The sequence below is a fragment of the Erythrobacter sp. S259 genome, assembly GCF_057364965.1.
Window position 1 is genome coordinate 3,253,524 of the sequence record NZ_CP200286.1, and the last position, 23,412, is coordinate 3,276,935.

18 protein-coding genes, 1 tRNA gene and 1 pseudogene are annotated in these 23,412 nt (G+C 59.7%); 6 read left to right on the top strand and 14 right to left on the bottom strand.

Going from position 1 to position 23,412, the window contains the following annotated elements:
* Positions 1–59 precede the first annotated feature (59 nt).
* The 4 genes and pseudogenes from mobF to AC0V60_RS15390 form a co-directional block, all read right to left on the bottom strand.
* Positions 60–2,986 (bottom strand): annotated as a pseudogene (mobF, locus tag AC0V60_RS15375) (MobF family relaxase).
* Between the two features lie 59 nt (positions 2,987–3,045).
* Complete coding sequence (locus tag AC0V60_RS15380) at positions 3,046–5,361, bottom strand: type IV secretion system DNA-binding domain-containing protein (protein WP_486179300.1); 2,316 nt, start codon at positions 5,359–5,361, stop codon at positions 3,046–3,048.
* Positions 5,351–5,683, bottom strand: coding sequence for a hypothetical protein (locus AC0V60_RS15385; protein WP_486179301.1), 333 nt, complete (start codon positions 5,681–5,683; stop codon positions 5,351–5,353). Before AC0V60_RS15385 ends, AC0V60_RS15380 begins: the two co-directional genes overlap by 11 nt.
* A 728-nt stretch (positions 5,684–6,411) precedes the next feature.
* Positions 6,412–6,633 (bottom strand): hypothetical protein, encoded by a 222-nt coding sequence (locus AC0V60_RS15390; protein WP_486179302.1) that lies wholly within the window; start codon positions 6,631–6,633, stop codon positions 6,412–6,414.
* A gap of 347 nt (positions 6,634–6,980) precedes the next feature.
* Between AC0V60_RS15390 and AC0V60_RS15395 the strand changes: the two genes are divergently transcribed.
* A complete protein-coding gene (locus AC0V60_RS15395) occupies positions 6,981–7,247 on the top strand; it encodes a DUF6437 family protein (RefSeq protein WP_486179303.1) in 267 nt (88 codons plus the stop codon).
* 67 nt (positions 7,248–7,314) lie between these two features.
* On the opposite strand, the gene AC0V60_RS15400 is transcribed toward AC0V60_RS15395, so the two are convergent.
* From AC0V60_RS15400 to AC0V60_RS15440, 9 genes are all read right to left on the bottom strand, one after another.
* On the bottom strand, positions 7,315–7,713 hold the full coding sequence (locus tag AC0V60_RS15400; protein WP_048885061.1) for a single-stranded DNA-binding protein: 399 nt from the start codon (positions 7,711–7,713) through the stop codon (positions 7,315–7,317).
* Between the two features lie 275 nt (positions 7,714–7,988).
* Positions 7,989–8,252, bottom strand: a complete 264-nt coding sequence (locus AC0V60_RS15405; protein ID WP_486179304.1) for a hypothetical protein — start codon at positions 8,250–8,252, stop codon at positions 7,989–7,991.
* 70 nt (positions 8,253–8,322) lie between these two features.
* The gene (locus AC0V60_RS15410; protein WP_486179305.1) at positions 8,323–9,258 is read right to left on the bottom strand and encodes a DUF2493 domain-containing protein; all 936 of its coding nucleotides are present in this window, start codon (positions 9,256–9,258) and stop codon (positions 8,323–8,325) included.
* A 219-nt stretch (positions 9,259–9,477) separates the two neighbouring features.
* On the bottom strand, positions 9,478–9,918 hold the full coding sequence (locus AC0V60_RS15415; RefSeq protein ID WP_486179306.1) for a hypothetical protein: 441 nt from the start codon (positions 9,916–9,918) through the stop codon (positions 9,478–9,480).
* A gap of 11 nt (positions 9,919–9,929) precedes the next feature.
* Positions 9,930–10,859 carry an ArdC family protein gene (locus AC0V60_RS15420; RefSeq protein WP_486179307.1) on the bottom strand — a complete coding sequence of 310 codons (930 nt, stop codon included), beginning with the start codon at positions 10,857–10,859 and terminating at the stop codon, positions 9,930–9,932.
* A gap of 281 nt (positions 10,860–11,140) precedes the next feature.
* On the bottom strand, positions 11,141–12,160 hold the full coding sequence (locus tag AC0V60_RS15425) for a hypothetical protein (protein ID WP_486179308.1): 1,020 nt from the start codon (positions 12,158–12,160) through the stop codon (positions 11,141–11,143).
* A 191-nt stretch (positions 12,161–12,351) separates the two neighbouring features.
* A complete protein-coding gene (locus tag AC0V60_RS15430) occupies positions 12,352–13,860 on the bottom strand; it encodes a phospholipase effector Tle1 domain-containing protein (RefSeq protein WP_486179516.1) in 1,509 nt (502 codons plus the stop codon).
* 387 nt (positions 13,861–14,247) lie between these two features.
* Entirely contained in the window at positions 14,248–17,301 is a 3,054-nt protein-coding gene (locus tag AC0V60_RS15435) for a TM0106 family RecB-like putative nuclease (RefSeq protein ID WP_486179309.1), read from the bottom strand.
* Positions 17,294–17,611 carry a hypothetical protein gene (locus tag AC0V60_RS15440; RefSeq protein WP_486179310.1) on the bottom strand — a complete coding sequence of 106 codons (318 nt, stop codon included), beginning with the start codon at positions 17,609–17,611 and terminating at the stop codon, positions 17,294–17,296. Before AC0V60_RS15440 ends, AC0V60_RS15435 begins: the two co-directional genes overlap by 8 nt.
* 63 nt (positions 17,612–17,674) lie before the next feature.
* Here AC0V60_RS15440 and AC0V60_RS15445 point away from each other — a divergent pair, with 63 nt between their 5' ends.
* Positions 17,675–18,664 (top strand): helix-turn-helix transcriptional regulator, encoded by a 990-nt coding sequence (locus AC0V60_RS15445; protein WP_486179311.1) that lies wholly within the window; start codon positions 17,675–17,677, stop codon positions 18,662–18,664.
* Positions 18,665–18,873: 209 nt separating this feature from the next.
* Here the strand turns inward: AC0V60_RS15445 and rtcR are convergent, their stop codons facing one another.
* Positions 18,874–20,475: an RNA repair transcriptional activator RtcR gene (rtcR, locus tag AC0V60_RS15450; RefSeq protein WP_486179312.1), complete on the bottom strand. Its 1,602-nt coding sequence runs from the start codon at positions 20,473–20,475 to the stop codon at positions 18,874–18,876.
* Between the two features lie 284 nt (positions 20,476–20,759).
* Here rtcR and AC0V60_RS15455 point away from each other — a divergent pair, with 284 nt between their 5' ends.
* From AC0V60_RS15455 to AC0V60_RS15470, 4 genes are all read left to right on the top strand, one after another.
* The gene (locus AC0V60_RS15455; protein ID WP_486179313.1) at positions 20,760–21,980 is read left to right on the top strand and encodes an RtcB family protein; all 1,221 of its coding nucleotides are present in this window, start codon (positions 20,760–20,762) and stop codon (positions 21,978–21,980) included.
* 39 nt (positions 21,981–22,019) lie between these two features.
* Positions 22,020–23,039: an RNA 3'-terminal phosphate cyclase gene (rtcA, locus tag AC0V60_RS15460; protein ID WP_486179314.1), complete on the top strand. Its 1,020-nt coding sequence runs from the start codon at positions 22,020–22,022 to the stop codon at positions 23,037–23,039.
* 48 nt (positions 23,040–23,087) lie between these two features.
* Positions 23,088–23,160: transfer RNA gene (locus AC0V60_RS15465), tRNA-Trp, on the top strand.
* A 22-nt stretch (positions 23,161–23,182) separates the two neighbouring features.
* The gene (locus tag AC0V60_RS15470) at positions 23,183–23,386 is read left to right on the top strand and encodes a hypothetical protein (protein ID WP_486179315.1); all 204 of its coding nucleotides are present in this window, start codon (positions 23,183–23,185) and stop codon (positions 23,384–23,386) included.
* The last annotated feature ends 26 nt before the right edge of the window (positions 23,387–23,412 follow it).

The following is a 23,412-nucleotide window of genomic DNA, read 5'->3' on the forward strand; positions in this document are numbered from 1 at the left end:
CATTTCCCATTTGAATGCATCGTGCCTGGTAAGACCAAGTCCGTCCAGGCCATCAAACATCAAATCCCTATTTCAAATGGCTTTACTCGCTCTTTTGTCAGTTCCGGCGGCTCCTTCACAGGCGCAGCGCTTTCATTGGCCTTACCTTGAGCAATACCTTTTTCGGCTGCTGACTTGAGACGCTGTGTCACCTCGAGTGCCGAGCTCTTCTCGCCGCTGTTCGCTTTGATTGCGCGGCCCAGTTTCTCTGCGCTGTCGGCAACAAGCGTGAGACCATCGCGCAACCTGGTCACCGTGACGAGGAAGGTTTGCCGGTTAGCAAGATTGCGCTCGTTGCTGTCCATCACCGCTATGCCGCGGTCCGAGGTCAGCCCCTGCGCCATATGCGCGTTCAAGGCATAAGCCAGATCAAGCCGCTTGAGCATCGGATCGCCGCGCGACAAGCGGAGCTCCTTGCCCGCTGACGTTTCGACAGTAACGCCCTTGGTATCCACCGCGACAATCTTCGCCTGATCGGCATTGAACAGTGCGCGCTTGTGATCGTTGTCGGTCCATCGGATCTTGTCGCCCTCAAAGAGCCGGAGGGGTTTGCGCTCGAACAGAGAGAAACGGTCGTCGCTCCGACCTGGTCTGAGGCGCGAGGGGCTGAAAGTGTGCTTCCTGCCCTTCCTGTCTTCGAGCATGACACGCTTTCGGGCGTGGTCGATGGATTGCACGGTGTAGTCGCCCTTTGACAGCTTCTGGGAACTGTCGCGCGAGCGGACATTCAGGACCATGCCGGCGCGGTAAGTGCCCATGTACCGAAGCTCCTCCCGTGTCGCGTTTACCCGGGAGTGAACAGTCAGTCGTGCGGCACGCGCGCCAAGCTCGCCATTGGCCTTAAGCCCCTGCTGTACGGCATCGTTGACGGCTGAGCGCAGGGCGCGTCCGGAAGCATAAATCGAAGTCGTCGCGCGCTCAGTTGGACTAAGCGAAAGCCATCGCTCGGCGGCAACGATCGCGCTGCCTCCCTTCGCTTCGATGGTCGTTGGCGCAAGCGCTTTCAGCGCATCATCAATCCGACCTTCCTGCGCAGCCGCACTGGGCGCGCCGGAGCACCGGATCACGTCCGCGCAGATTTTCTTCCATATTGGCGCGCTCGATCCCGGCCTGCTGGACGAGGTCGAAGGGTTTGCCGGCATCAACCGCCCCCAGCTGCTTGCGATCCCCAACAAGTACCAGTCGCTGAACCTCAGCAAGGTTGGCGAGACGAACCAACACTGGCCTTGTCCTCGTTCGAGACCATCGAGGCTTCGTCGAGCACAATCACATGGTCGCCGAGCGCGCTCTTCGCTTCCCTCAGCAAAGCGGCATTGCCCGGCTCACCGAGCAAGCGACCCCATTGCGACAGGAAGCGGGCAATGGTCATCGAATGAATGCCGGTGTCGCGTTCGAGCATCTGGACGAGCGTGTTCTGCACGGCGAGACCCAGCACTTGCCTGCCTTCCTCGCGCAGAAGCTGGGCAACCGGTTTCATCACGCTGCTCTTCCCGGCGCCGGCAACGCCCTGGATTGCGACAATCCGGTCGCGCGATGAAAGCACCAGGCTGGCCGCCTCTTCCTGGCCCGGATTGAGCGTGATGCCGTGATTGAGCGCGCAGACCGCCTGAACACGCGAAGCGCCTTCTTTGCGTTCAAGGATTGGCAAGGAAGCGCTGCGCCCCTCATCGACACCGGCAAGGATCAGGCCTTCGAGCTGCAAGGCCTCTTTGCTCGCAAGCCAGCCGGATTGCGCACCTTTGCCGCGTAAGAGCGCGCCCTCCCGGACCAACGCATTCACCTGTCTTTCGACCCGGTCCACAGTCGTCGGCAGCCCGAAGTCCAGTGCTGCTTTGAGCAAGCCTTCACGCGGAAAGGCTGCTTCACGTTGGGAGAGATTGCGCACCGCGGAAGCGACAGCCTGCGCAGCGGCGATGGTAGACGCGTCTTTCTTAAGTACATGGGCGGGGATCAGCGGGTCTGCCGGATCGCCTTTGATCCGCTGGGCAAATTCTCGCAGCTTGGCCATGCCGCGGTGGAGAAGGCTTTCCGCTTTGGAATTTGCTATGGTCTTAGCCGCTGCCCGCATCTGTGATGCATCGATCATCGCTTGTAGATCAAGCCCGACCTCTCCTGCGCTTTGCTGCCACTCCCCCAGGAGGCCTTCACGATCCCTCACCGGTGCCTTGCTCTTCCTTGTATCAAGCACAGCAACGTCACGCGCCTTAGGGGAGTTTTCGCCAAGTTGGCGGACCGCATCGAGGACCTCTTCGCGGCGCGAAGAGAACGCCTTGACCTGATCTCGCGTAATGCCGGCGGCTTCAAAATTGCCGTGCTTGCCGACCGGGCCTGCTTCGTAACCCATTTTCTCGACCGACATGCGAAAGCGGGCCATTGTCATCGAATTGAGCAGCGTGTTGAAAGACCAGAGCTTGTCATTGCGCAGCGCCCGCCACTTGCCGTCGGGGCCTTGAGTGACATTCGCGACGACCGCGTGAAAATGCAGGTTGGGCTCCTGGTTGCGATTGGTATCGTGCTGGAAGAGGCCGATTGTGAGGTTATCGGTCGCGACCTTCCCGTAACCCTCCTTGCTGCCCATCCGGGTCTGTGCCGCGTTGGTCTCGGCCCAGCGCAAGGTCTCGACTACCGCTCGGCGATAGGCCTCGATTATCCGCTTGTCCCCGCCAACGAGCGCGAGGAGCGACCAGCTTTTGGGAAGCGAGAATGTGAGGTCCGTTCCGGGTCTGTGGGACTGGCCAGCGTTACCAACCTCGATACCGCCGGGCAGTTCTCCGCGCAGCAAGGCGTCGAACTGCTCAGCGCTGACCCTGCCCTCAAGACCAAGTCGCTCGGCGCCCTTACCGGTCCAGAGCCCTGAGCGATCAGCATCAGCGCCGGTGTAGTAATTGTCGGCGGCAAAGTAGGCCGCTGCAGCCGAAGGTGAGCGCACATTGGCAACGGAAAGCATCGTCTCTGATCCTCGTCACGGCTCCCCTCCAGACCGAAAAACCCCTTCCCTTGCCCACCTCACATATCGGGCTCGAACTCTCCCAAATCCTTCGCAGGCGGATCGCTTACAGCGCCTTCTCGCAGATCCTTTTCGGCTGGTCTGAGTGGCTGGCGCTCACTCTCGCGTGATGGTCTCTGGGTAGGAGAAAGAGCTTTGTCGGAGGTTTTGGCGGTGGCAGAACCGGCCTCGGCCGGGTCCTTTTCGCCAGCCTCGACCGGAGAATTATCGCCCGTTTGCACGGCAGATGGTGGCAGCGTCGCAGACGCCTCATCGACTGCATTGCCGCCGGCTCGGAACCTGGCTGCACCTGCCTGACGCCATGCCTCCAACTGCTCGCGGGAATCCGCTTGCTGATGATCTCGCGCCTCATCAAGGGGACTATCACGTCCTGCAAGATTGAGTTTGAGCTGCTTTGAATCGACAGGCTTTCCAGCACCGTCATCATTGGACGCAGGATGCTCACCGTCCGTTTTATGCATGGTCTTTCGCTTCTTCGCCGAAGTGGTGCCCGAACCCTTTGTGCTCTTCGAGGCCGGTTTCTCGCGAGGAATGAAACCCTCGGCAATACGCTCGCGCGAACAGGGTATCAGCGAAACCGGGGCGGCAGGGAAACCGTCAGGAAACTTGATATAGGCTGACAGCCTTGGAAGGTTCATGAACTGGTCCGGGAGGAGCAGAGGTTCGACCTGCCGCCTCGGTGTCAGGCTCACCGCGTCGCGGGCATTGTTATACCCGTAGCTGAAGCCTTCCTCCATATCGCGCACCTGCCGATGGCCTATGAAATCAGAGCACCATGTTGCTGTCTCGCGGTCGGCTGTTGCCAGGATCAGCTTGGTCCGCGCAAGCGATGACAGTGTCATGGCCATGTTCTCGCCGTAGACTTCCTTAAGCTTGGCAAAGGCATGGACGCCGGTGACGATCGCGCCGCCGAAATTGCGCGCGGTCTGCAGGCCCTTTTCGAGGGCAGGGAGACGATGGAGAGCCCCGAGCTCGTCGATCAGGAACCACATTCTGAGGTCCTGTGTGCGTTCGAGCGTCATCAGCGTGTTCATCGCTGTATCGAGCCATAAAGTGAGCAATTGCGAAGAGATGCTCATGTCGACATAGCGCGCTGAAAGAAACAGGATCGAACCCGGTTCGCAGTGGCCCTTAACCCAGTCACGGACCGAGAAGCGTGGACCTTCCGAGGGCAGGAGCTTCAGCACTTTGGCGTTGGCATTGAACACCGCGCGGATCGATTCCGCCATGCGGGCAGCCTCCGGAGCGGTGAGCGGATCAGCCATTGTCCCGCGCATCAGCTTGTGCACCTCGGACAGATCCGCGGTCATCAATTTCTGCGCAAGAGCCTCGTTGGTCGCTGCCGCTTTGCGCGAGAGTTGGAGACACATCTCGACAAATAGCATGCGTGCAGCAAGCACCCAGAACTGTTCCGATCCGCCGCCATCATGGGGCACCAGCGCCTCGGCTGCGGCATGGAATTCGGCTTCGCTCGAGCAGTCATTAAAGACGCTCCACACCGGACAACGCGCATCGATCGGGTTGAGAATAATGTCGCGTGCAGGCTCGTAGTAGGCCTCGATAAAGGCACCGGTGAGATCGAAAATCACCGCGCGTTGGCCGCGCTCACGGGCCTCGGTCACGAGCTGTGTAAGCGCGACGGTCTTACCGGTCCCGGTTGTTCCAATCAGCATGGTATGGCTTTGCTCAAGCCGCCATGGCCAGCTTACACCGGCGAGATGGGCGGGCATGTAATGCCCGGCTTCCGCCAGCGCAGAAGAGCTTGCAAGCCGCCATTTCCAACCGAACTTCCGGCTCAGCTCCTCAGCGCGATATTTGCGATTATAGCGCTCGATTTCGTCCTCGAGTTCATCGAGTGAAACGAGCATGGCCCCGCGCTCGTGCTTACGTTCTTTGGAGCGGCCACCGAAGCGCTCGGCGAACCACCAGAAGAACACAAAAGCTGGCGCAAGAAAGACAGCTGACATGAGCAAGCCTTGTTTGGTCGCGGATACGAATGCGTCGATTGCATCACGCATGGGTGGGAACTCGCGAACCACCGCAAAAGGCAGGCCCACCTTGTCACCATCGGCCAGGGTGAGGTTGACCAATTTTGCCGGATCGAACTCCATAAAGGCGTAAAGGCTGGCATAGATATGCATCCAGACCAGGTAGAACTGGTGATCGGTCAGGCTCGTTCGCACCTCCCAGTAACAGGTGCTTAGAACCACAAGCGCCGTGAGGATCACGGGTCCTTTGAGGCCGGCTGCAAACATGAAAACAAAGTGTCCAAGCAACTGGCTTCCGCGGGTGAAGTTGAGAAGGTTATGCTTCATGGGAAGCGCCTCCCATGTTTGTGCTCAATGGCAGGCCGAGCCGCTCGAGACGGCGGCGATAAGCCTCGTGCGTCCGGTCCCGCAATGTAACATCCGGATGGCCAGCGAGCAGCGCATCAAGCGCGACCGAAATGAAGATGTTCTGCCGCGCCGGATCGAGACCAGCGGGCCTGTCTTTTGTCTCGTTATCGAGATGCCAGGCTGCAACAATGAGGTCGCGAATGAAGACACTGACGCTTTCGCCCTGGTCCGCAGCAGACTGGCGAACCCAGCTGCTCACGGGAAGCGATACGAATGTCTGAAGCCGATCTTGTCGGGTCATGAAACAGGTTCCTTGTCGGGCCGACGGAACCTGGCTCACCCTGCGGAAGGTGAGGATGAGAATAAATCGTGAACAACTCGCAGTCAATCGAAACTTTATAACATGATTACAATGCACTATAACGAAGTGAGTTGTACACGGATCAGCGCAAACCCGCTCTACTCGCAGACGGGTTGATTCCGCCCAAAACGAGATTTTACAATAAAATCAGAATGATAGTTCCCGAATTCGCGGGGTAGGGTGTGCTCCCTTGTTCCCATATGCGCGCGGGTTATCCAGGCGATCTGAGGTTTTGACCAAGGGTGTCTTTTCCTGTCCCTGAGGATGGAGCGCGAGCAACGGATGTCGGCGGGTCAGCAAGAGCAAGTGAGAAGCTCTTGGATGCCCCAAACAGAAGGCTGCACCTGCGAAAGAGGCAGCGGCCAAGGGCGCGTGGGAAGCGAAGCACGCGGGGCATGTCGCGTGCCTCGCTTCCCGCCGCCCGACCCGCTGCCGGTTCGCAAGTGCATGCAGGGCCCGGATACTTAAAACGCCGCACCCTTAGGAGCGCATCGCATGATGCGCGGGACAGAGTGCGTCCATAGCCCTGCTCCTTTTTCGGGCGCCGCTGCTAAGCACGCGGCGCCCGTCAGCGAGGGATAATGTCTGTCGGCGATCCGCTATTCTCTACCAAGGCGAACATGAAAAAAGGGCAGGAACCGTTGCCGGTTTCCGCCCTGCCTTTGGTATCAGAACTCGTCGAGCATGCCGCCGTGGACCGTGTGGACCACCCGCGCTGTGAGATGCGCTGGCAAGGCGTTGTAGTCACCCTCGTCGAGAGCGATGTATCCAAGCTCATCATCCTCGATAACATGCTGATCAAAGAAACTGTGCAGCGCCCTTTTCTCGGCGGTTTCCAGGGCCTCGAAGTAGCTGTGCGATGGTGGAGTGCAATGTGTAGAACAAGCCATGGTAATCCTCCTGATATCTGTCGTGAGACGACAGGAGGTCGTGTGATGGTCTTGCGTATTCCGGGTCACAGGATCGCCCGAATGGGCGACCGCGTGAGCGGCGGTGGGGGCAACGATTTTGTCCGACGCCGGATGCAATCCGGTGGCGGGTAAAATGGTGGGGCCCCGCGCGTCCTTGAGGCGGAAGGCGCAAGGCCATCATGCTGGGATGTCCGTGAGCCAGGACCCACCACCTCCGCCCCAACGTCAAACGTCTGCTGGGTGCGAATTGCCTTTCCTACACCCCGATGACGCGCGCATGGAATCAATCGGGGAGCTGATCCGAGGGGGATAGAAGGACAAGTAACATGCCCCGAAACAGAAGCGCGATTGCAGCCCTGCAAAAGCTCGAAGCGGACCGCGAGGCGCTTGACGCCAAACAGCGAGAACTTGAAGTGCAAGCGGCCAGAGAACTTGGCCAAATCATCCTGGGAAGCGGCCTCGAAAGCTTCTCGAAGAAGGGCCTGAGGAAGGTTGCCGAAGAACTCGGGAAACTCGGCGAGGATGCCGCGATCGAGAAGCTGTCTGGACGCGGTTCAACCCGTGCTTCGAATGGCGCACGGGGAACCCAGTAATCACAGAAGAAGAGGCCCTGCCGCTTGCGGCAGAGCCCCTTCGTCAGGGGGACGACCGGGATCGACTTCAGTCGATTTCGGGAGCGTCGGTGTTGTCGTTGTCGTCGCCCGACCCGTTGCCGCGTGAGAGAAAATCGACCTTGTCTGCGAGGATCTCGGTGCCGTAGCGCGTGACTCCGTCCTTGTCCTCCCACTGGGTGTAGTGGATGCGGCCCTGCACGCTGACCAGCTGGCCCTTTGAGCAGTACTGACCGACGGTCTTGGCGAGGCCGTTGAAGCAGGTCACCCGGTGGAACTCGCTTTCCTTGGCGGTGTAGCCGTTCTCGTCCTTGTAGGTCTTGCCGTCCTTGTCCCGCGCAGGGCGATCGGTGACGACGGTGATCCCGGTGACATTGGTGCCGCCCTTGGTCTCGCGGATGTCGGGATCGCGGGCGATGCGGCCGGTGAGGATTGCGATATTGGTCATGATAATAGTCCTTCAGTTCCTCAAACCGGAGACCATCTCCGGCTTGCGAACTTGCCAAAGAAGCAGGGCATGGGAGGACTGCACCGCAGGCCTGTGAGGCCGAAGGGGAACCTGTTCATTACGGGTGGTGCGGGCAGGCGCGCGAAGCGCGACAACACGGCCGGAAAGGAACGGGTTGCTGTCGTCAGCTGACCTGATTCAGGACTGTTCGCGAAGAAAGCCGGATGGGTATCGGGTGTGGGTCTGAAGGCTCGCGTGTCCCCAATGCAATCAGCTTACCCATCGTCTTCCGATGCTGCTAAGAGATCCATGAAGTTGCGGGCTGCTTCCCGGTCTTCCTCGTTCTTGAACGCCACATCAAGATCGGGGGCGGATCCGAACATGTGGAGGAATGACCACAGCGCAAAGCGCTTGCCCCGGTCCTCCTCAAGGCCGAGATCGACCCGGCAGTGCTCAATGCCGGCTGCAAAGGTGTCGGGAGTAACCCCGGAGAGGTCGGTGGTGGCAAAGTAGCGCTGTAGCAGATCGTCAAGTTGCATGACCGGTCCATAGTCGGGTCGGCGCCGAATGCACATCCAGGCAACTCAGATGCAGATGATGAAGGGCCCCTCAGGACCCGGGAGAGGTACCCAACGGGCCGCGACGATCGACCACGGTGATCCGACGCTTCTTGGCATCGATCACCAGCCTTTCAGTCACGCCATTGCCCGGAAAGGCGACGACATAACGAGGATTGAGGGAAAGCATCTGCTCGTTGCGCTTGAAGCCGGCACGAGCACCAAGCCGACGATCGAGCGAATAGGTAAGCTGCTGCACTTCGCAGCGTTCAGCCCAGCTCGCGGCGAGGCGATCGGCACCCTTGCCGTCGCCGCCATGGACCAGGAAGAGATCGGGAACCGCATCGCGAACCTTGTCCAGCGTCGCCCAGATATTGTCGGCATAACGCTTCGCATCCTCGGCGATCTCGAAGCTCTGGCGACCACCGGCAAAGACGATTGGAGTCCCTTCCGGGATCAAGGCTTGGCGCCGGTTCTCAGCACGTGCGCGGAGGAAGTCGCGGGCATCAATTACGGCCGACGTGAGCGAGCGCGAATGGCTCGTGCGTGAGCCGGAAACCGGCTTCCACGAGGAACCTGTCTCGTCGCGATAGAGTGCTGCCGCAGCTTCGCGCATCTGCTCGAAGGCCAGCATGCTGGCTTCGGCAGCCTGCGCGCGCTCGACCTGCTCTTCCAGATTGCTCGAATGCACTTCGGATCCATCAGCGGATGCCAGCAGAACCCGGATCTCGTCGCTGGCCCGATCCAATTGAGCCGACTTACGGCTGGCTGCGCGGTGAAAGAGATTGACCATGCCCCGGGCAATATCCTCGGCATCAGCCTCCAAAGCAGTGTCGGAAAACATCGCGAAAAGGTCGGACCACACGGCGCCAAGTGTCTGGTTGATCGCGTCCTCGCACGGAAAGTCGGTTTCTTTGAATGGGGCTGGCCTGATGCTGAGACCTGAAAGGTCAAGGCCGCTCAACTGGTCGATGAAGCTGTCGTACATTTGGTGTCTCCTGATCGCGGGGACAAGGAGAGGAGGCACCATTGCCTCGGCCCTGTCCGCCGGAGCCCGATCAGGGCCGGGCGAAGGGGCGAGACGCACCGCGCAGCGGGAAACCTGCGGCCCTAGGCTGGCGCGGGCAACACGGGCCGACGGGCCGCAGGTTGCGGCGCGCCCCGACCGGCCCAAGGGCCTCTCCCGGCGGACTGGGATGAGGCAGGATCAGGACCCGGTGGCGCAAGCGGATCGGGAGCGCTCGAAGATCGCTTCGCCATTCGAGAACCGACCGACCATGCGCAGCTCACCGAACAATTCGATGAACCTATCCGACACTTGGCCAAGCCAGTGTCGTGCCCTTGCCGTTCGTGGGTTGTAGAAATCGGCCTCCCAGTACCGGGCATCGTCGCGCTCGGCGAGCCAGATCGCGGCGAGCCCGCAATAGGTCGATATGCCGCAATCGGCGAAGGCGTTGCGCAGGAGAATACGGTCCTCGCGGCCGCGCCATCCGTCGAAGCGCTCGAAGGAAGGAAAGGCCGCCTTCGCGGTATCGATGACCTCGTCGACGAGGCACTCGTAGACCCAGTCGACATCTTCGTTTTCGCCCTCATCAAGCAGGCGAAAGGCCACTACGGAGCCGGTCGGATAGCTGACTGAACGTCCCATCTCACTGCTCCTCAGGCTGCATCAGCGAGATTGATGTCGGGCTTGCTTTCGTGGGATTGGCAACCACCCAGTTTGAGCAGCAGGCTTGCCGCTTCCTCGGCCTTGGCCGCAGCAGTGAGGATCGCGCGCTCGTCCGATTTGAGGATCTTGAGCCAGGATGCGATGTAGCTGGCGTGATGGTCGAGGTGGGTGACCGGAAGACCCAGTTCGGCTCCGAGGATTGCCGACGAGAGTTCGGCGATCAGTTCTTCGGCAGCATAGGCGTCGCTGCCAAAGCGGTTCTTGAGATCGCGATCGAGCCGCGAGGAATGTCCCGTCCAGTGCGACAGCTCGTGCGCGAGCGTCGCGTAATAGTGGTCATACGCTTCGAACAGTTCGGTTGGCGGCATGGTGACCCGGTCGCGCATCGGCTCGTAGTAGGCATGAGCACCATGATGCTGCAGGTCTGCGCCAATATGGGCAAAGAAGGCATCGAGCCGGTCTTCGCGTCCTTCGGGATCAAGCGCAGCAATGAATGGCTTGGGATGATAGAACTCGGGGAGGCCATCGCACTGGTCAGCGTTGAACACGGCATAGGCCTTAAGCACGCGCCGGTTTTCGGTGTCGGCCTCGCCTTCGGCGTTTTCGACCTCCTTGGTGTAGCTCTTGTAGAAGATTGCGATGGTCGATTTCTCGCCCTTGCGGACCTGTCCACCAAGCTTATGGCACTGGCGGTAGGTGATCCAGTATGGCGAGGTGTAGCCACAGCCATCGGCCACCATCCACAGCCAGAAGGTATTCATTCCGCGATAGGGCATTCCGCAAGAACGCAAAGGACGGGAGACTGGCACGCCGCGCCACGGCTTTACCCACGGCTTTGTCCCTTGCTCGAGCTTTTCGATGATGGCCGCGGTAATGCGCTGGGCAGGTGAAGTCGAAGCAGTGCGACGGGACTTGGTCATGGGAGTTCTCCTGATGACCGGGACGGAGATGTCCCGGCTCAGGAAGAGCAAAGCTGCCTCCTCTCTCCTTCAATGATGACCGTTATGCGCCCTCATCCAAGACATAGCATTCGAATTCTCCGGCGCCGAAAGCGGACCTAGGCTTGTCCCGAACAAGCTGAATGAAAAGTCGCGCAACAGATTGATGGAATGCTGATCAAGGCGGGTGAAAGGACGGTAGGCGATCGCAAGAAAACCAATAACCCGGCAAAATTGAAGTTTATCGCGTCAATCAATGCACGTCAGCCATATGGCATAGTCTGGGGCGTATAGGGTACATCAATTCTGCAGTTGCCATCGTCATCAGTGCTGAAGAACAAACCACCGCTATTGAAAACCTCCTTGGCAATGGCTTCCAAACCACCAAAAACATTGAGAGAAGGCTCCCAGTGTTCTCGGCTTTCCCATAGGTCGCGGAGTTCGGCCCAGAGCTTCCCAACGATTTCGAGGTAATCCTCATCTTCGAGGGCTTTTTTAACTTCAGGATAAGACTCCCATCCGGCTTCTTCCGCATCCACACCGCCGAGCAAGTATGCCGCCGCTTTGATAGGTTGCTGGAGCAATGGACCTGCTTCCGCAAGAAGCTGATCCACGTCGCCATGAACTCGGTAAGCACGAATGGCCGCGCCGGAGTTTTTCCGCGCATTCGCGACTGATGCAATAACCGTCTCTGCATGGCGCTGATTTTGATTGGGGTTGAACATGGCCGATAATCGGCATGCAGCGTATTCGTCCCAACACACCTCCGCGATCTGGAACATCACACTATGCTCGAAACCCTCGATCGCAGTTCCAAACCTGGCATCGGGGATTGCGTCTTCCTTCGCCGCGGTGATTTCGACATGCGCACATTCGTGGCCGATGAGGCCGTAGGTCAGATTCCGGTCTTCCTCAGTCGCTTCGTCCGTAATTAAGGCAACGACATAGGCGGCGTTGAAAACCAGATGGGACTTCACGACACCATCGCGAAGAACAGCTGGAGTCATTGCAACCCCCTGCATCTCCTCGGTATTTGATCGCGTGAGCGGCCTTAGTCCGTCGATTCCCCGATCCAATTCAGTCAGGGCTTCATCGTAGTCGCAAGCGATTGTCACGCCGTCGAGTTTGGTCAAATCAATGAAGGACCCAACCATACGAATCACATCCGCGACCGCATATGCGAGGCGCTCGCCAACCTCCTCATCACAAAAGCCTTTCACGCAGAAGGGTACATTGCTGGGCATCGTAGATGGCGGCAATTCATCGGAAATTGTGTCGCTCATAAAATTTTCCATATTGACCACTTGAGGGGGATTAGTGCGTCAGCGTCCGGGTGCTGTTCGATGGTGTGTCATCCGAAAGCGGAGCGGCTTCCGACGGTATTCTCCCGAGTGTATCGAGACCCTCGTTGGTGTCGGAAGCCGGACATGGCGAAGGGTGATGGTGCCATGCTCTCGAGAGTTCTCCCAGTCCTCTAGTCGCTACTATCATGAGGTGCGGCAGGCTCATGCTCGAGTGAGACTTCGTCAGACAGCATCGCGGCGTCTCTCGGCATCCTCAGCCGGTCGCCCGGAAAGATGTCGTCCGGGTCGTCGACAAAGTCTCGATTGAGTTCGAAGATCTCGGCGCGGCGATCTGGATCGCGAAGAATACGCCGTGCTATGCGGTAGAGGCTCTCGCCGGGTCTGACAACGTAGAACGGCAAATCGGACTTGGCGGGCGGGTCGAAGGTCACGCGCTGCCTCTCGATCTTCTCTTCCAAATGGAGCAGCGGCTCGGGACGATACGGTTCGCCTCCGAGCGCCTCCTCCGGAAGGAACCAACGCCTGAGGGCCGAAGGATGGATGTCCTCGACTTGTCTCGGGCCGCCGCGTCGCGTCGTAAGCAGACGGGTCTTTAGATAGGCTATGCCTGACTTCAGGGACCTGCCGATCGACTGGCGCCCCTCGTCCGCGATCGGCGTGTTCGACAGCGGCGCGTCGGCGCGATAGCGGATGTCGTCTAGCTGCGAGCGCCCGGCGAGCTGGACCTCCAGCCCCATATCGACCGCTCCGCGCAGCACCCATTGCAGGGCCGCATTGGAGAGACCGCGCTCCGGACCGCCGCCGCCGACCGAGCCGTGGTCGCCCGCGAACCACTTCTGCTGGTAAGGTGCGTCCTCGTCGTATGGGTCGTGTCCGGCCTCCACGTTGAGGTCGCGCACGTTGCGCCAGAGCGTCGGCATGAAGTGCACCCGCCGCTCGTCAATCGCCACGGCGTGTCGACCGGCCTCGACGAGGTCAGATAGCTGCGTGTCATGTGAGCTATAGCGCTTGTCCCTGCTGCGGTCGAAAGTCGCGGCGACAGCCTTCCAGCCCAGCGAACCGACCGTGTCCCATACGCCGCAGTAACTGACCTTCACGAGGTCCGCTACGTGCTCTGGGTCATCGCGCCTCCGCCAGGCGAGTTCACTTTTTGACACGCACGTCGTCGGGCAGTGACGCCTGCGGAACTTGAGCAGTTCTTCGGGTTCGTCCGCGTCGCGTGCTGCATGCTTGCGATAAAGTTCCCAAGCGCCGCGCAGCTGGTTCGCGTCGTTGACCGAAATGATCCCCGCGCACCTGATGAAGCCTATGAAGGTCCGGGCGGTGAATGCGCCTCGACTGAACCCGAAGACGAAGATCTCGTCACCGGGACGGAAGTTGAAGATCAGGAAGCGGTAGGCCTCCTGCACGTTGGCCACCAAACCCTTGCCGAAGGCGCCTCCTCGGAACGTCTCGTCAGATGCCGTGCCGACGCCCTCGTCGTAGTAGACGATCTGGTCTCGTCCGTCCCTCGCGACCGGTGGGATGCTTTCAGCTAGGAGTACAACATTGGTGGGATGCTGCTTCACATCCAGCTTATTCCATGAACCGTCAAAGCAGAAAATCAAACGCCTCGATCGGATGGAAGTCTCCCACTCGTCGCTCCGATCGCTACTCGTGAGCTCGAATTCGTTCTGCATGTCGTTCACAGACGTCATCCCCCTGGCTGGGTGTGTGCGTTGTTGCGCAGGCGGACCGGCTAGTTCCGCCTGCGTGTGATGCCTTACTTCTCCCTCAGCGTGGTGCTGGGGCTCCTCTTGCCGTGCTTGGCGGTCACGAACCGACCGCTGATGGCGCTGCGGTAGGCGCCTCCGGTGCTCCCACTTTTACCGGGTGCCTCGCGGACGGTCGTCCGCGGACTGGCCTTTCCGTGCTTGCTGGTGACATAGCGCCCAGTCTTGGCGCTCCTGTATCGACTTCCTTTCATGACGTGTTCTCCATCGCTTGCCACATGGTCGTACCGGCTGCTCGATTTGCCGGACGATCCCTTCTACCACGCGGGGGTGTCAGAACGTGTCATCCACACATCAGGCCTCGATGTCGGGTCCGTTGCTGGTCCCGGGGGCGGCTCCGTGTTCGGACAGGAGACACAGGGTGTTCACCAGCTTCATCTGCTCCACGGTCCTCACCGGCGCGTCGAGCAGGGCGGGGCTCGCCACGACACGCGCACGCACCTTGGCACGCGAGACCGCTACGTTGATCCGGTTCGGTGAGAACAGGAACTCCATCCCGCGCGGTATTGCCTCACCGTCGGATGTCGTCATTGAGACAATGCAGACCGGTGCTTCCTGGCCTTGGAAGAGGTCGACGGTACCGACGCGCACATCTGCAGGAAGCGTGTCGCGAAGGGCGTTGACCTGCGCGTTGAAGGGGGCGACGACGAGCACATCGCGCAGCCCGATCTTCCTACTCTCGCCGTTCCGGTCGGTGTAGGTGGCGCCAAGGACCTTTCCGATCTCGGCCTCGACCGCCTCAACCTCCTCCGGGCTGACCTGAGACCGTCCGCCGTGCCGGATGGGGACGAAGCACGCGCCCGTCAGTTCTTTCCCTTCCGGGCAGACGAGATCCTGAGCCGATGCACCGGCGTCGTTGTCGAGGCGGCCTTCGTAGATCGCTTGCGAGACGTAGCTGCAGACGTCGTCGTGGAGACGCCGGGTCGTCGGGAGAAAGATGCCTCGATCAGGCGGCACCGTCCGGTGGGAGCCGATCAGGTATTCGAGGCTCGAGAGCCCGCTCTGGCCGGGATGGCTGCCTTGGATAGGCTGGGGTAGCTGCATCGGATCGCCCACCAGCACGATGTTGCGTGCCGCTCGCGACATCGCGAGGATGTTCGCCAACGACACCTGTCCTGCCTCGTCTACGACGAGATGGTCGAAGGCCGCGTTCCGGTAGCGGGCGAAGTGCCACGACGTGGCCCCGACGACGTCGGCGGACGCGATCTCAGGCGCATCGTTGTCCCTCACGACCGAGACGCCCGGATGCTCGATACCATCGTCGTCGGACGAGATCTTCTGCGCGATCGAGCAGCGTAGGCCCGTCGGAGCCGACCTTTCGGCCACTTCCTTTAAGAGGTTACCGATCGCGCGATGGCTATTCGACGAGACGGCGACGCGACTGCCGGAACCCACAAGGGCGACGATTGCCTCGGCCGACACGTAAGTCTTGCCCGTTCCGGGCGGTCCCCGGATCGCAAGTACGGTGTCGTCCATCGCACAAATCGCCTCCACGGTTTCGTCCACGAGATCGCGTCCAGCCTCGACGATCGGCGCCCCCGGCGTCCGCCCCTTGAGACGCGGCGCCGAACGGGTAAGCAGGTCGCGGACGGCTCTGACACGCGGTGCGGCATCAATGATGCGGTCCGTAACGTCGGCCACAGCGTCGCGCAGGACGGTATTGCGGAACGGCTTCGGAGGTAGGAGGTCGAGCTCGTCGGGAAGCGGCCCGCTCCTTTTCGACCGTCGCAGGACGAGCTTACGAGCCTTCTCGTCGAGCGAGACGAGGTTGATGCTCTCGGGCATCGTTGCGGGCTTTATGCAAGAGGATTTGCCGACCCGAAGCTTCGTCTCCTGCTCAGGGAACTTGTATTCGCGCTCGTCAGACTGGGTGGTTGCCTTCCATGCGGGGCCGGTGGCGACGAGACCCTGTATGCATTCGAGATCGTCGCGCAGGTCCTCGCTCTCCTGCGCGAGCCGGTCGAAGATTGCCCAGTAGGCAGGCTTGTCCTCCCGCTTGTAGAAGCGGGAGAGGTCGAGGAGCAGGTCGGCGACGTCCTGCCCGTCGCGCTCCGCCACCGGCTCGAGCCGTTCTGCGAGGCGACGATCCTCGGTCTCTTCCTCGTCTGTCGAGGCGTCCGCCGCCGGTCCGGGTTCGTCGCCCAGCACGGGGAACGGGCTGTCCGGCCTCACGTCCGAGATGAGCCAGTCGCGCAGCATCTTGGTCGATATGCAGTCGGTCCGGTTGTATTCGCGTATCTCATCGAGGATCAGTTGCTCACCGGTCCGGCGCCATTCCTCGTAGGCGACGACGCTCGCACCTGCCGTCGCTACGTCGCCGTCGCGCTTCGTCATGTAGAAGGCCTCTAGATCCTTGATCGAGTAGCCACCCTCCGACGCGACGATCGCACCGGAGACCACCTTGAACAGATCCACGAAACGACGCTCGCGCTGCAGTTGGTCCATAGCGGCCTCACGCACGCGATGCTGGGCGGTCAGCCGTCGTAACGCAGCGATCTCATAGTTCGCGTAGTGGTAGATGTGCGCCTTGGGATGCGCGCGCATGTGGTCCGTAAAAAAGTCGAGAAGCTCGGCTGTCATCGCGGCCTCCTCCTCCCGGTCGTGCGCCCAGAACTCGACGAAGTGCCAATCGCCGCCCTTTCGCATCCAAATACCGTGCAGGTATTCCAGGCCGCCACCCGGATAGTAGGGGTCCCCCTCGATGTCGTAGAAGATGTCGCCGTCGTTCGGCTCGGGCAGGAGGTCGAAGCCGCGTCCCGGCACCTGGTCGCGCAGCACGAACTGCGGCCCGCCGCCCTTCCTGCGGGCGGTCTGCAGACGAGCCTGCATCCGCAGCCGATCGAGTGTCTCTGACGAGATACGCGAGACCTTCGAAGGCGCTTCTGAAAGTGCCCCCATCGTCGTTATACCGGCGTCGCGCAGCTTGTCTCGCTGTACGCGCGTCGCGTTCGCGATAAGAGCCAGGTTGTCGGTCTCCTCCCATACCGAGCGGCAATGCGAAGCCCAACGGCAGAGCGCGCATGCGGCGACGGGTTCGGGCACAGTCTCAGGCCGCTGTTGGATGAAGCGAGAGAGGTTTCCGCGCGACCTGCGCGCGTAGGCTGACACGTCGGCGAGCCGGATCGAGAAGCGCGTGCCGTCACCGAGCTCAAGATGCGCTTGGTCCGGATTGACGCCCTGCATCCTTGCAAGCATGTCGCTGTACAGGCACAGCTGAAGAACGTGCTTGGGATCAGGCCTGCGTTTTAGCTTTGTGTCCACGACCTCGTAGGACCAGTCTCCGAGGTCCGAAGGCTTGTCCACCTTCTCCAGGAAGTCCGAGTATCCGCCCCACTCGCCCTCAAGCATCGCGCCACTGGAAAACGATGTCGGCTCCGCTTTGCATCGCGGCGAACGTGTCGTCGACGCAATCTGCGATGTCCCGACCGTCCGTTTCGATCTCGACGACGACACGGCCGTCCTCTTTGAGCCTCTCAAGGAAAGCCAATTCGTGGGCGTCCCCCTGCTCCTGCAGCAGAGCAGCCTCGGCGTCGTCGGTGTCAGGTTCGAGGTCGCCCACCTCAAGTCTGCGGAGATCGAGCGTGGTGGCGTGTGCACATCCCTTGTATCTCATGAGGTCCGAGGCTGAGAGCCGCATATTGCCGTCGATAATCTGCATTCCAGTTTTCTCCTTGCCTGCTCCCTACTGGCGAAGGATGACAGAACGTGTCATGGTAGGCCGATGTCACTCGTCAAGGCAACTGATCTGCTCCGTATAGCCATGAGGGCAACTAGCCTTCACGGCGTGACGCTGCAGGACATCCGTGACGAACTGGACTGCTCCCATCGTACGGCGCAGCGCTGGACGAATGCTTTGGAACAGGCCTTCCCGCAGACGGAGATCGAGGACGGCGAGGACCGCCAGCGGCGATGGCGCATTCCTGCAAAAAGTCTTGCACCGCTCCTCACGCCGAGCGGTGACGAGATGGCAGCTCTGGGAGCCGCCATCCAAGAGTTGGAACGTCTCGGTCTCACCGAACAGGTGCGACATCTTCGTGAACTGAGAGCCAAGGTGCGCTCGTTGTCCCCGGCCGTCGGGCGTGCGAGTCGGGAGGTCGATGAGGAGATATTGCTCGAGGCTTTGGGACACGCGACACGACCTGGTCCTCGACCTCGAAGTGGCACAGGCGTCGAGGCCTCGCTTGTGGAGGCCTTCAAGGGGCCTTTTGTGATTGAGGCACTCTACGAGAAGCCTTCCGGCGAAACGAGTCACAGACGCCTAGCTCCTCACGGCATCTTGCTCGGGATCAGGCGCTATCTCGTGGCTCGGGATCTCGGCAAGCCTTCTTCTTCTCCGCTACAGCATTTTCTCTTCGAAGGGCTGTCGAGGATTGAAGTGCTAAGCGAGACCTTCGAGATGGACGCGGACTTCGATCTTGGCGCGCATGCCGACACCGGATTCGGCTCCTTCGTAGATGGCTCGAAAGTCGTCGATGTGGTGTGGCGCTTCTCGCCTAAGGCAGCTACCCGTGCAGCGGGCTTCCAGTTCCATCCGACCCAGCGAGTGGAACGGGAGAAGGACGGCTCATTGCTGGTCCGGTTCCGTGCGTGCGGCGAAGTGGAGATGAGCTGGTTCCTCTACCAATGGGGCGACACCATTGAGGTACTCCAGCCTGCCGAACTTCGCGAAATGGTGCACCCCTATCGTCGAAGCACGGCAATCCTACCCTGAGCGACGCTTCGGAGGACGGCTCATGGCAACGATTGAGCCATGCCAGGATTAGAAACGGTCAATACCTTTCCAGCACTAGGGCGTGATGCCTGAAAACGGGTCCTGCCAGAGGGTCTGCTCCCGGTATTGAAAGTACCGAAAGCGGACTGTCGGCAAACGGCCCAACTCGAGACATTGTCCAATAACAGATAGTGGGGTGAAAGCGGACATCATCGCAGATCGGAAATCTGCTCCCAAGTGAGGTCGAACCGTCCTAGGTACTTTCGAAGACGATCGGCATCATTTGTCGACTTTCTCAGGGTTCGCGAGCGGGCAAATAGGGTACGACCAGACTCTGACAGAGTGCGTGATCGGCTGCAGATCTCAATAACGTATTCGAGCTGCACGCGGTCGAACGGATCGATCTGCTCGATAGCCTCTTCTTCCAACACCTGGGGCAATAAATCTGAGCCATGCATAACGCCCGAACTGCCTGCCCAAAGCGATTTGAGCCGAATGAGTTCAAAATCGACGGCCTGACTGTCGATGCGACCTCTCGGGCTGAGCGTTGCCATGCGGGTGACACTAGCGGCCAGATCTCGGAAGTTGCCGGCCCAAGTGGCATCAGGCCCATCAGCAAATTTGAGATAGGCCGCCCGCGCTTCAGCGTTGAAGGTGACTCTATCGCCCTCTCGCTCAGCGTAGCGTTCCAGCTCGTATTCCAGGTTAGGTGCAATATCTTCGCGCCGTTCGGCTAACCCCGGTAGCGCAAAGGTCCAAAGGTTGAGACGGGCGAACAGGTCATCACGGAAACGTCCTTCGGCCACTTCATCGACAAGGTCGCGGTTCGTGCCTGCAATGAGCTGAAAATCACTGGTCGTCTCGTGATCTGCGCCAACGGGCAGGAAACGGCCTTCTTCGATAGCCCGCAGGATCATGGCTTGCTCGTCCAGTCCCAATTCACCAATTTCATCGAGGAACAAGACGCCAGTATCAGCGCTCTTGAGCAAGCCAGCACGCTCGCTTGCCGCACCGGTAAACGCGCCCTTTTTGTGCCCAAACAGAGCCGACATCGCGCTATCGCCTTTCAGCGTGGCGCAGTTCACCTCGACAAAAGGCCCCTTCACCTGATGGCGCAGCTTCTTCAGCTCGTAGATCTTGCGGGCGAGTTGGCTCTTGCCCGCTCCAGTCGGACCCATAAGCAGGATTGGCGCGCGGCTGCGCATGGCAACCTGCTCGATCTCGTCGATCATGCGGTTGAAGGCGGGGTTGCGGGTTTCGATACCGCTCTTGAGGAAGCTAGCGCTGTCAGCGGAGGTTTCGGCAAAACGGGTCGCGATGGAGTCGTAACGCGAGAGATCGAGATCGATGGCCGCCCAGGTTCCAATTGGCTGAGGTGCGCCGCGCTGCGGCTGCGTCTGGAGTAGCTTGCCAGGCAAGAACCGAGCTTCAGTCAGCAAGAATAAGCAGATCTGCACCACGTGTGTGCCAGTGGTAATGTGAACTAAGTAGTCATTGTTCTCGGGGTCGAAGGGGTAGCTTCGGGCGAAATCGAGAAGTTTGGTGTAGACCTCTTCAAAGTCCCATGGATCGTCAAACCCCAGCACCCGCTCATCAACTTCCGTTTCGGGAGAGGTGTCCTCGATGTCCCCAATTACCTTATCAGCAAGGCGTTGATGAGACTTACCATGGATCAGAACAAATCGATCCACGCGCAGATCTTCCTGCATGCAGATGCTGACCGTAGGGCGCCATTTGTTCCAGCGCTCTGGTCCCCATTTGGCGGCATCGAGTGTCGAGCCAAGGAATCCGATAACGGTAAGTGGTTTCATATTGAGATTATACTAACGTATAAATTCATATACAAGAGGAGCGCACCACAAGAATAATGGGCTCGAGTCCCTGCAGTGCGAATAATGATTTTTTATATAAACGTCAGTGCTTTAAGAGACAGTTGTGTCGCCTTCTCCAAATTTGGCACGCCTCCTGCTGTTCCATATGCGTCGGGTAAGTCGAACTCCCGACCAAGCGGCGGAACCGGGATGGCTGGAATGGGCCAGCCATCCCAAAGGCCCTTACAACGAGGGAACCGCGCTTGATCAAAGGGATATAGACGATGGAAGAAACTTACGAATTCACCCTGGTTGAAGGTGGCGCTCCGATTAAATCGTGGACGCGCGGTGTTCCAGTGGACGAAAAAGCCAAAGAGCAAATGGCCAAGGCGGCCAAGATGCCTTTCATCTTCAAACATGTTGCCGCGATGCCCGACGTTCACGTTGGGATCGGCGCGACCGTTGGCTCGGTTATTCCGACCAAGGGTGCGGTGATCCCGGCGGCTGTGGGCGTCGACATTGGCTGCGGCATGATGGCTGCGCGAACCTCGCTCATGGCGAGTGACCTTCCAGACAACCTAGCTGCCATCCGGTCCGCTATCGAAGCAGCTGTGCCTCATGGTCGGTCGGCGGGACGTCGGCGTGACAAAGGCTCTTGGGGCGACCCGCCAGCCGGTGTGGTCGATGCCTGGGCAGTTCTCAAGGCGCGGTTTGACGCTCTTTGTGAAAAGTATCCGCGGCTGAAGAACACCAACAACGTTCTTCATCTCGGTACGCTTGGCACGGGCAACCATTTCATTGAGCTTTGCCTCGATACCGAACAGCGGGTGTGGGTGATGCTCCACTCGGGTTCGCGGGGAGTGGGTAACGCGATTGGCCGGTTCTTCATCGAACTTGCGAAGAAAGACATGCGGCAATGGCATATAAACCTGCCCGACGAAGACCTCGCCTATTTCCCGGAAGGGACGGAGCATTTTGACGATTATGTCGAGGCTGTTGAATGGGCACAGGACTTTGCCGCACTCAACCGTCGGGTGATGATGACCCATACGCTCGATGCACTGCGCTCACAAATCACTAAGCCGTTCGAGGCTGAGTGCGAAGCGGTGAACTGCCATCACAATTATGTGACGCGCGAACACCACTTTGGCGAAAACGTGCTGGTAACCCGGAAGGGCGCAGTGCGGGCGGCGAAGGGTACGCTCGGCATCATCCCGGGTTCGATGGGAGCAAAAAGCTTCATCGTGCGGGGCCTTGGCAATGCGGAGAGCTTCGATAGCTGTTCGCATGGCGCAGGCCGGGTGATGAGCCGGACTCAGGCGAAGAAGCTGGTGACGCTCGACGAGCACATTGCTGACACCGCTGGGGTTGAATGCCGGAAGGACGAAGGTGTGATCGATGAAACGCCTAAAGCCTATAAGCCGATCGAAAAGGTCATGGCCGCACAGGCCGACCTTGTTGAGATCGTGCATACATTGAAGCAGGTGGTGTGCGTGAAGGGTTAGCGCTCTTCACGCCGCCGCCCAATCCATTAGAGAAGAAAAATGATTACTATCGACGGCTCGGAAGGTGAAGGCGGAGGTCAGGTACTCCGGTACTCGGCAGCCCTTTCGCTCATTACCGAAGAGCCATTCACTATTGAAAACATCCGTGGTGGCCGGAAGAAGCCGGGCATGATGCGGCAGCACGTGACCGCGCTTGAAGCCGCCTGCGCGATTGGCGGTGCGGAAGCGAGCGGGCTAGCTGTTGGGTCTGACACACTGACCTTCCGTCCCGGCAGCGTGACCCCGGGAGAATACCACTTTGCCGTTGGCACTGCTGGCAGCACCGGTCTCGTGCTCCAGACAATCCTCGTGCCGCTTATGCTGGCCGATAAGCCCTCGCGGGTCGTGATCGAAGGCGGCACCCACGCTATGGCTGCTCCCCCATTTGAGTTCACGGAAAAGACGCTGCTGCCGTTGATCGCCAAGATGGGACCGAAGGTCACAGTCACGCTGGAACGCCATGGATTCTATCCACGCGGCGGTGGGCGTATAGTGATTGACTTCGATCCTGCTCCACTGAGGCCCATCGAATGCATTGAGCGCGGCGAGCTGAAATCACAGCAAGCTGAAGCTTTGGTCGCGGGCGTGCCTTTTGACATCGCGGACCGTGAGCTGAAGGCCATGCAGAAGGTACTTAATGATTGGCCTGAGGAAGCTTTCACGCCACGGCAGCTGGCCGCCGATCAAGGACCGGGCAATGCACTTTTGATTGCAGCTGAATTCGAGAATGTGACCGAAGTTATGTCAGGCTTCGGCAAAATCGGTGTGCCTGCTGAAAAAATCGGTAAGACCGCCGCGAACCGGATGGCAGGCTACTTGGCGAGTGGCGCGTTTGCAGGACCATACCTGCAAGACCAGTTGCTGTTGCCCTTCGCGCTGGCTCGGTCTGGTGCCTTCAGCACAGTCAAGATCAGCCAGCACACTCGCACTGCCATAGAGCTAATTGACCGCTTCACAGGCATGTCCTTCCGAATCACCGAAGGCGCTGAGAAGGCTCATCTGGTCGAGGTCGCGCGGTAATGTCTGCCCTTGTAGTAATATTGCTTTTGGGTAGTCTCAGTTTTTTGTTCCGAGGTAGCCTAGTAGACAAAGCACCGGGCTCCATACCCGGAGAGCGCGGGTGCAATTCCCGCCCTCGGACCCTCACAGGAAAGGGCTGTTAAGTGAGCGACCGGACGGGTGATACTTATGCCTTCTTGCAGTTCATCAAGGCCAAGGAGGGCCAGCAGCCCGAAAAGGCACGACGCTGGTCTGATGTCCTGTCGGGCATACTGTCTGGCGAGCTGAAGATCGGATCGCGAATTGTCGGTCCGCTATTACGCCCTTATGGATACGAGCAGACAGTCCGCAATCGGCCCAACATTTGACATGAAAAAGGCGGCCCGTCCCCATT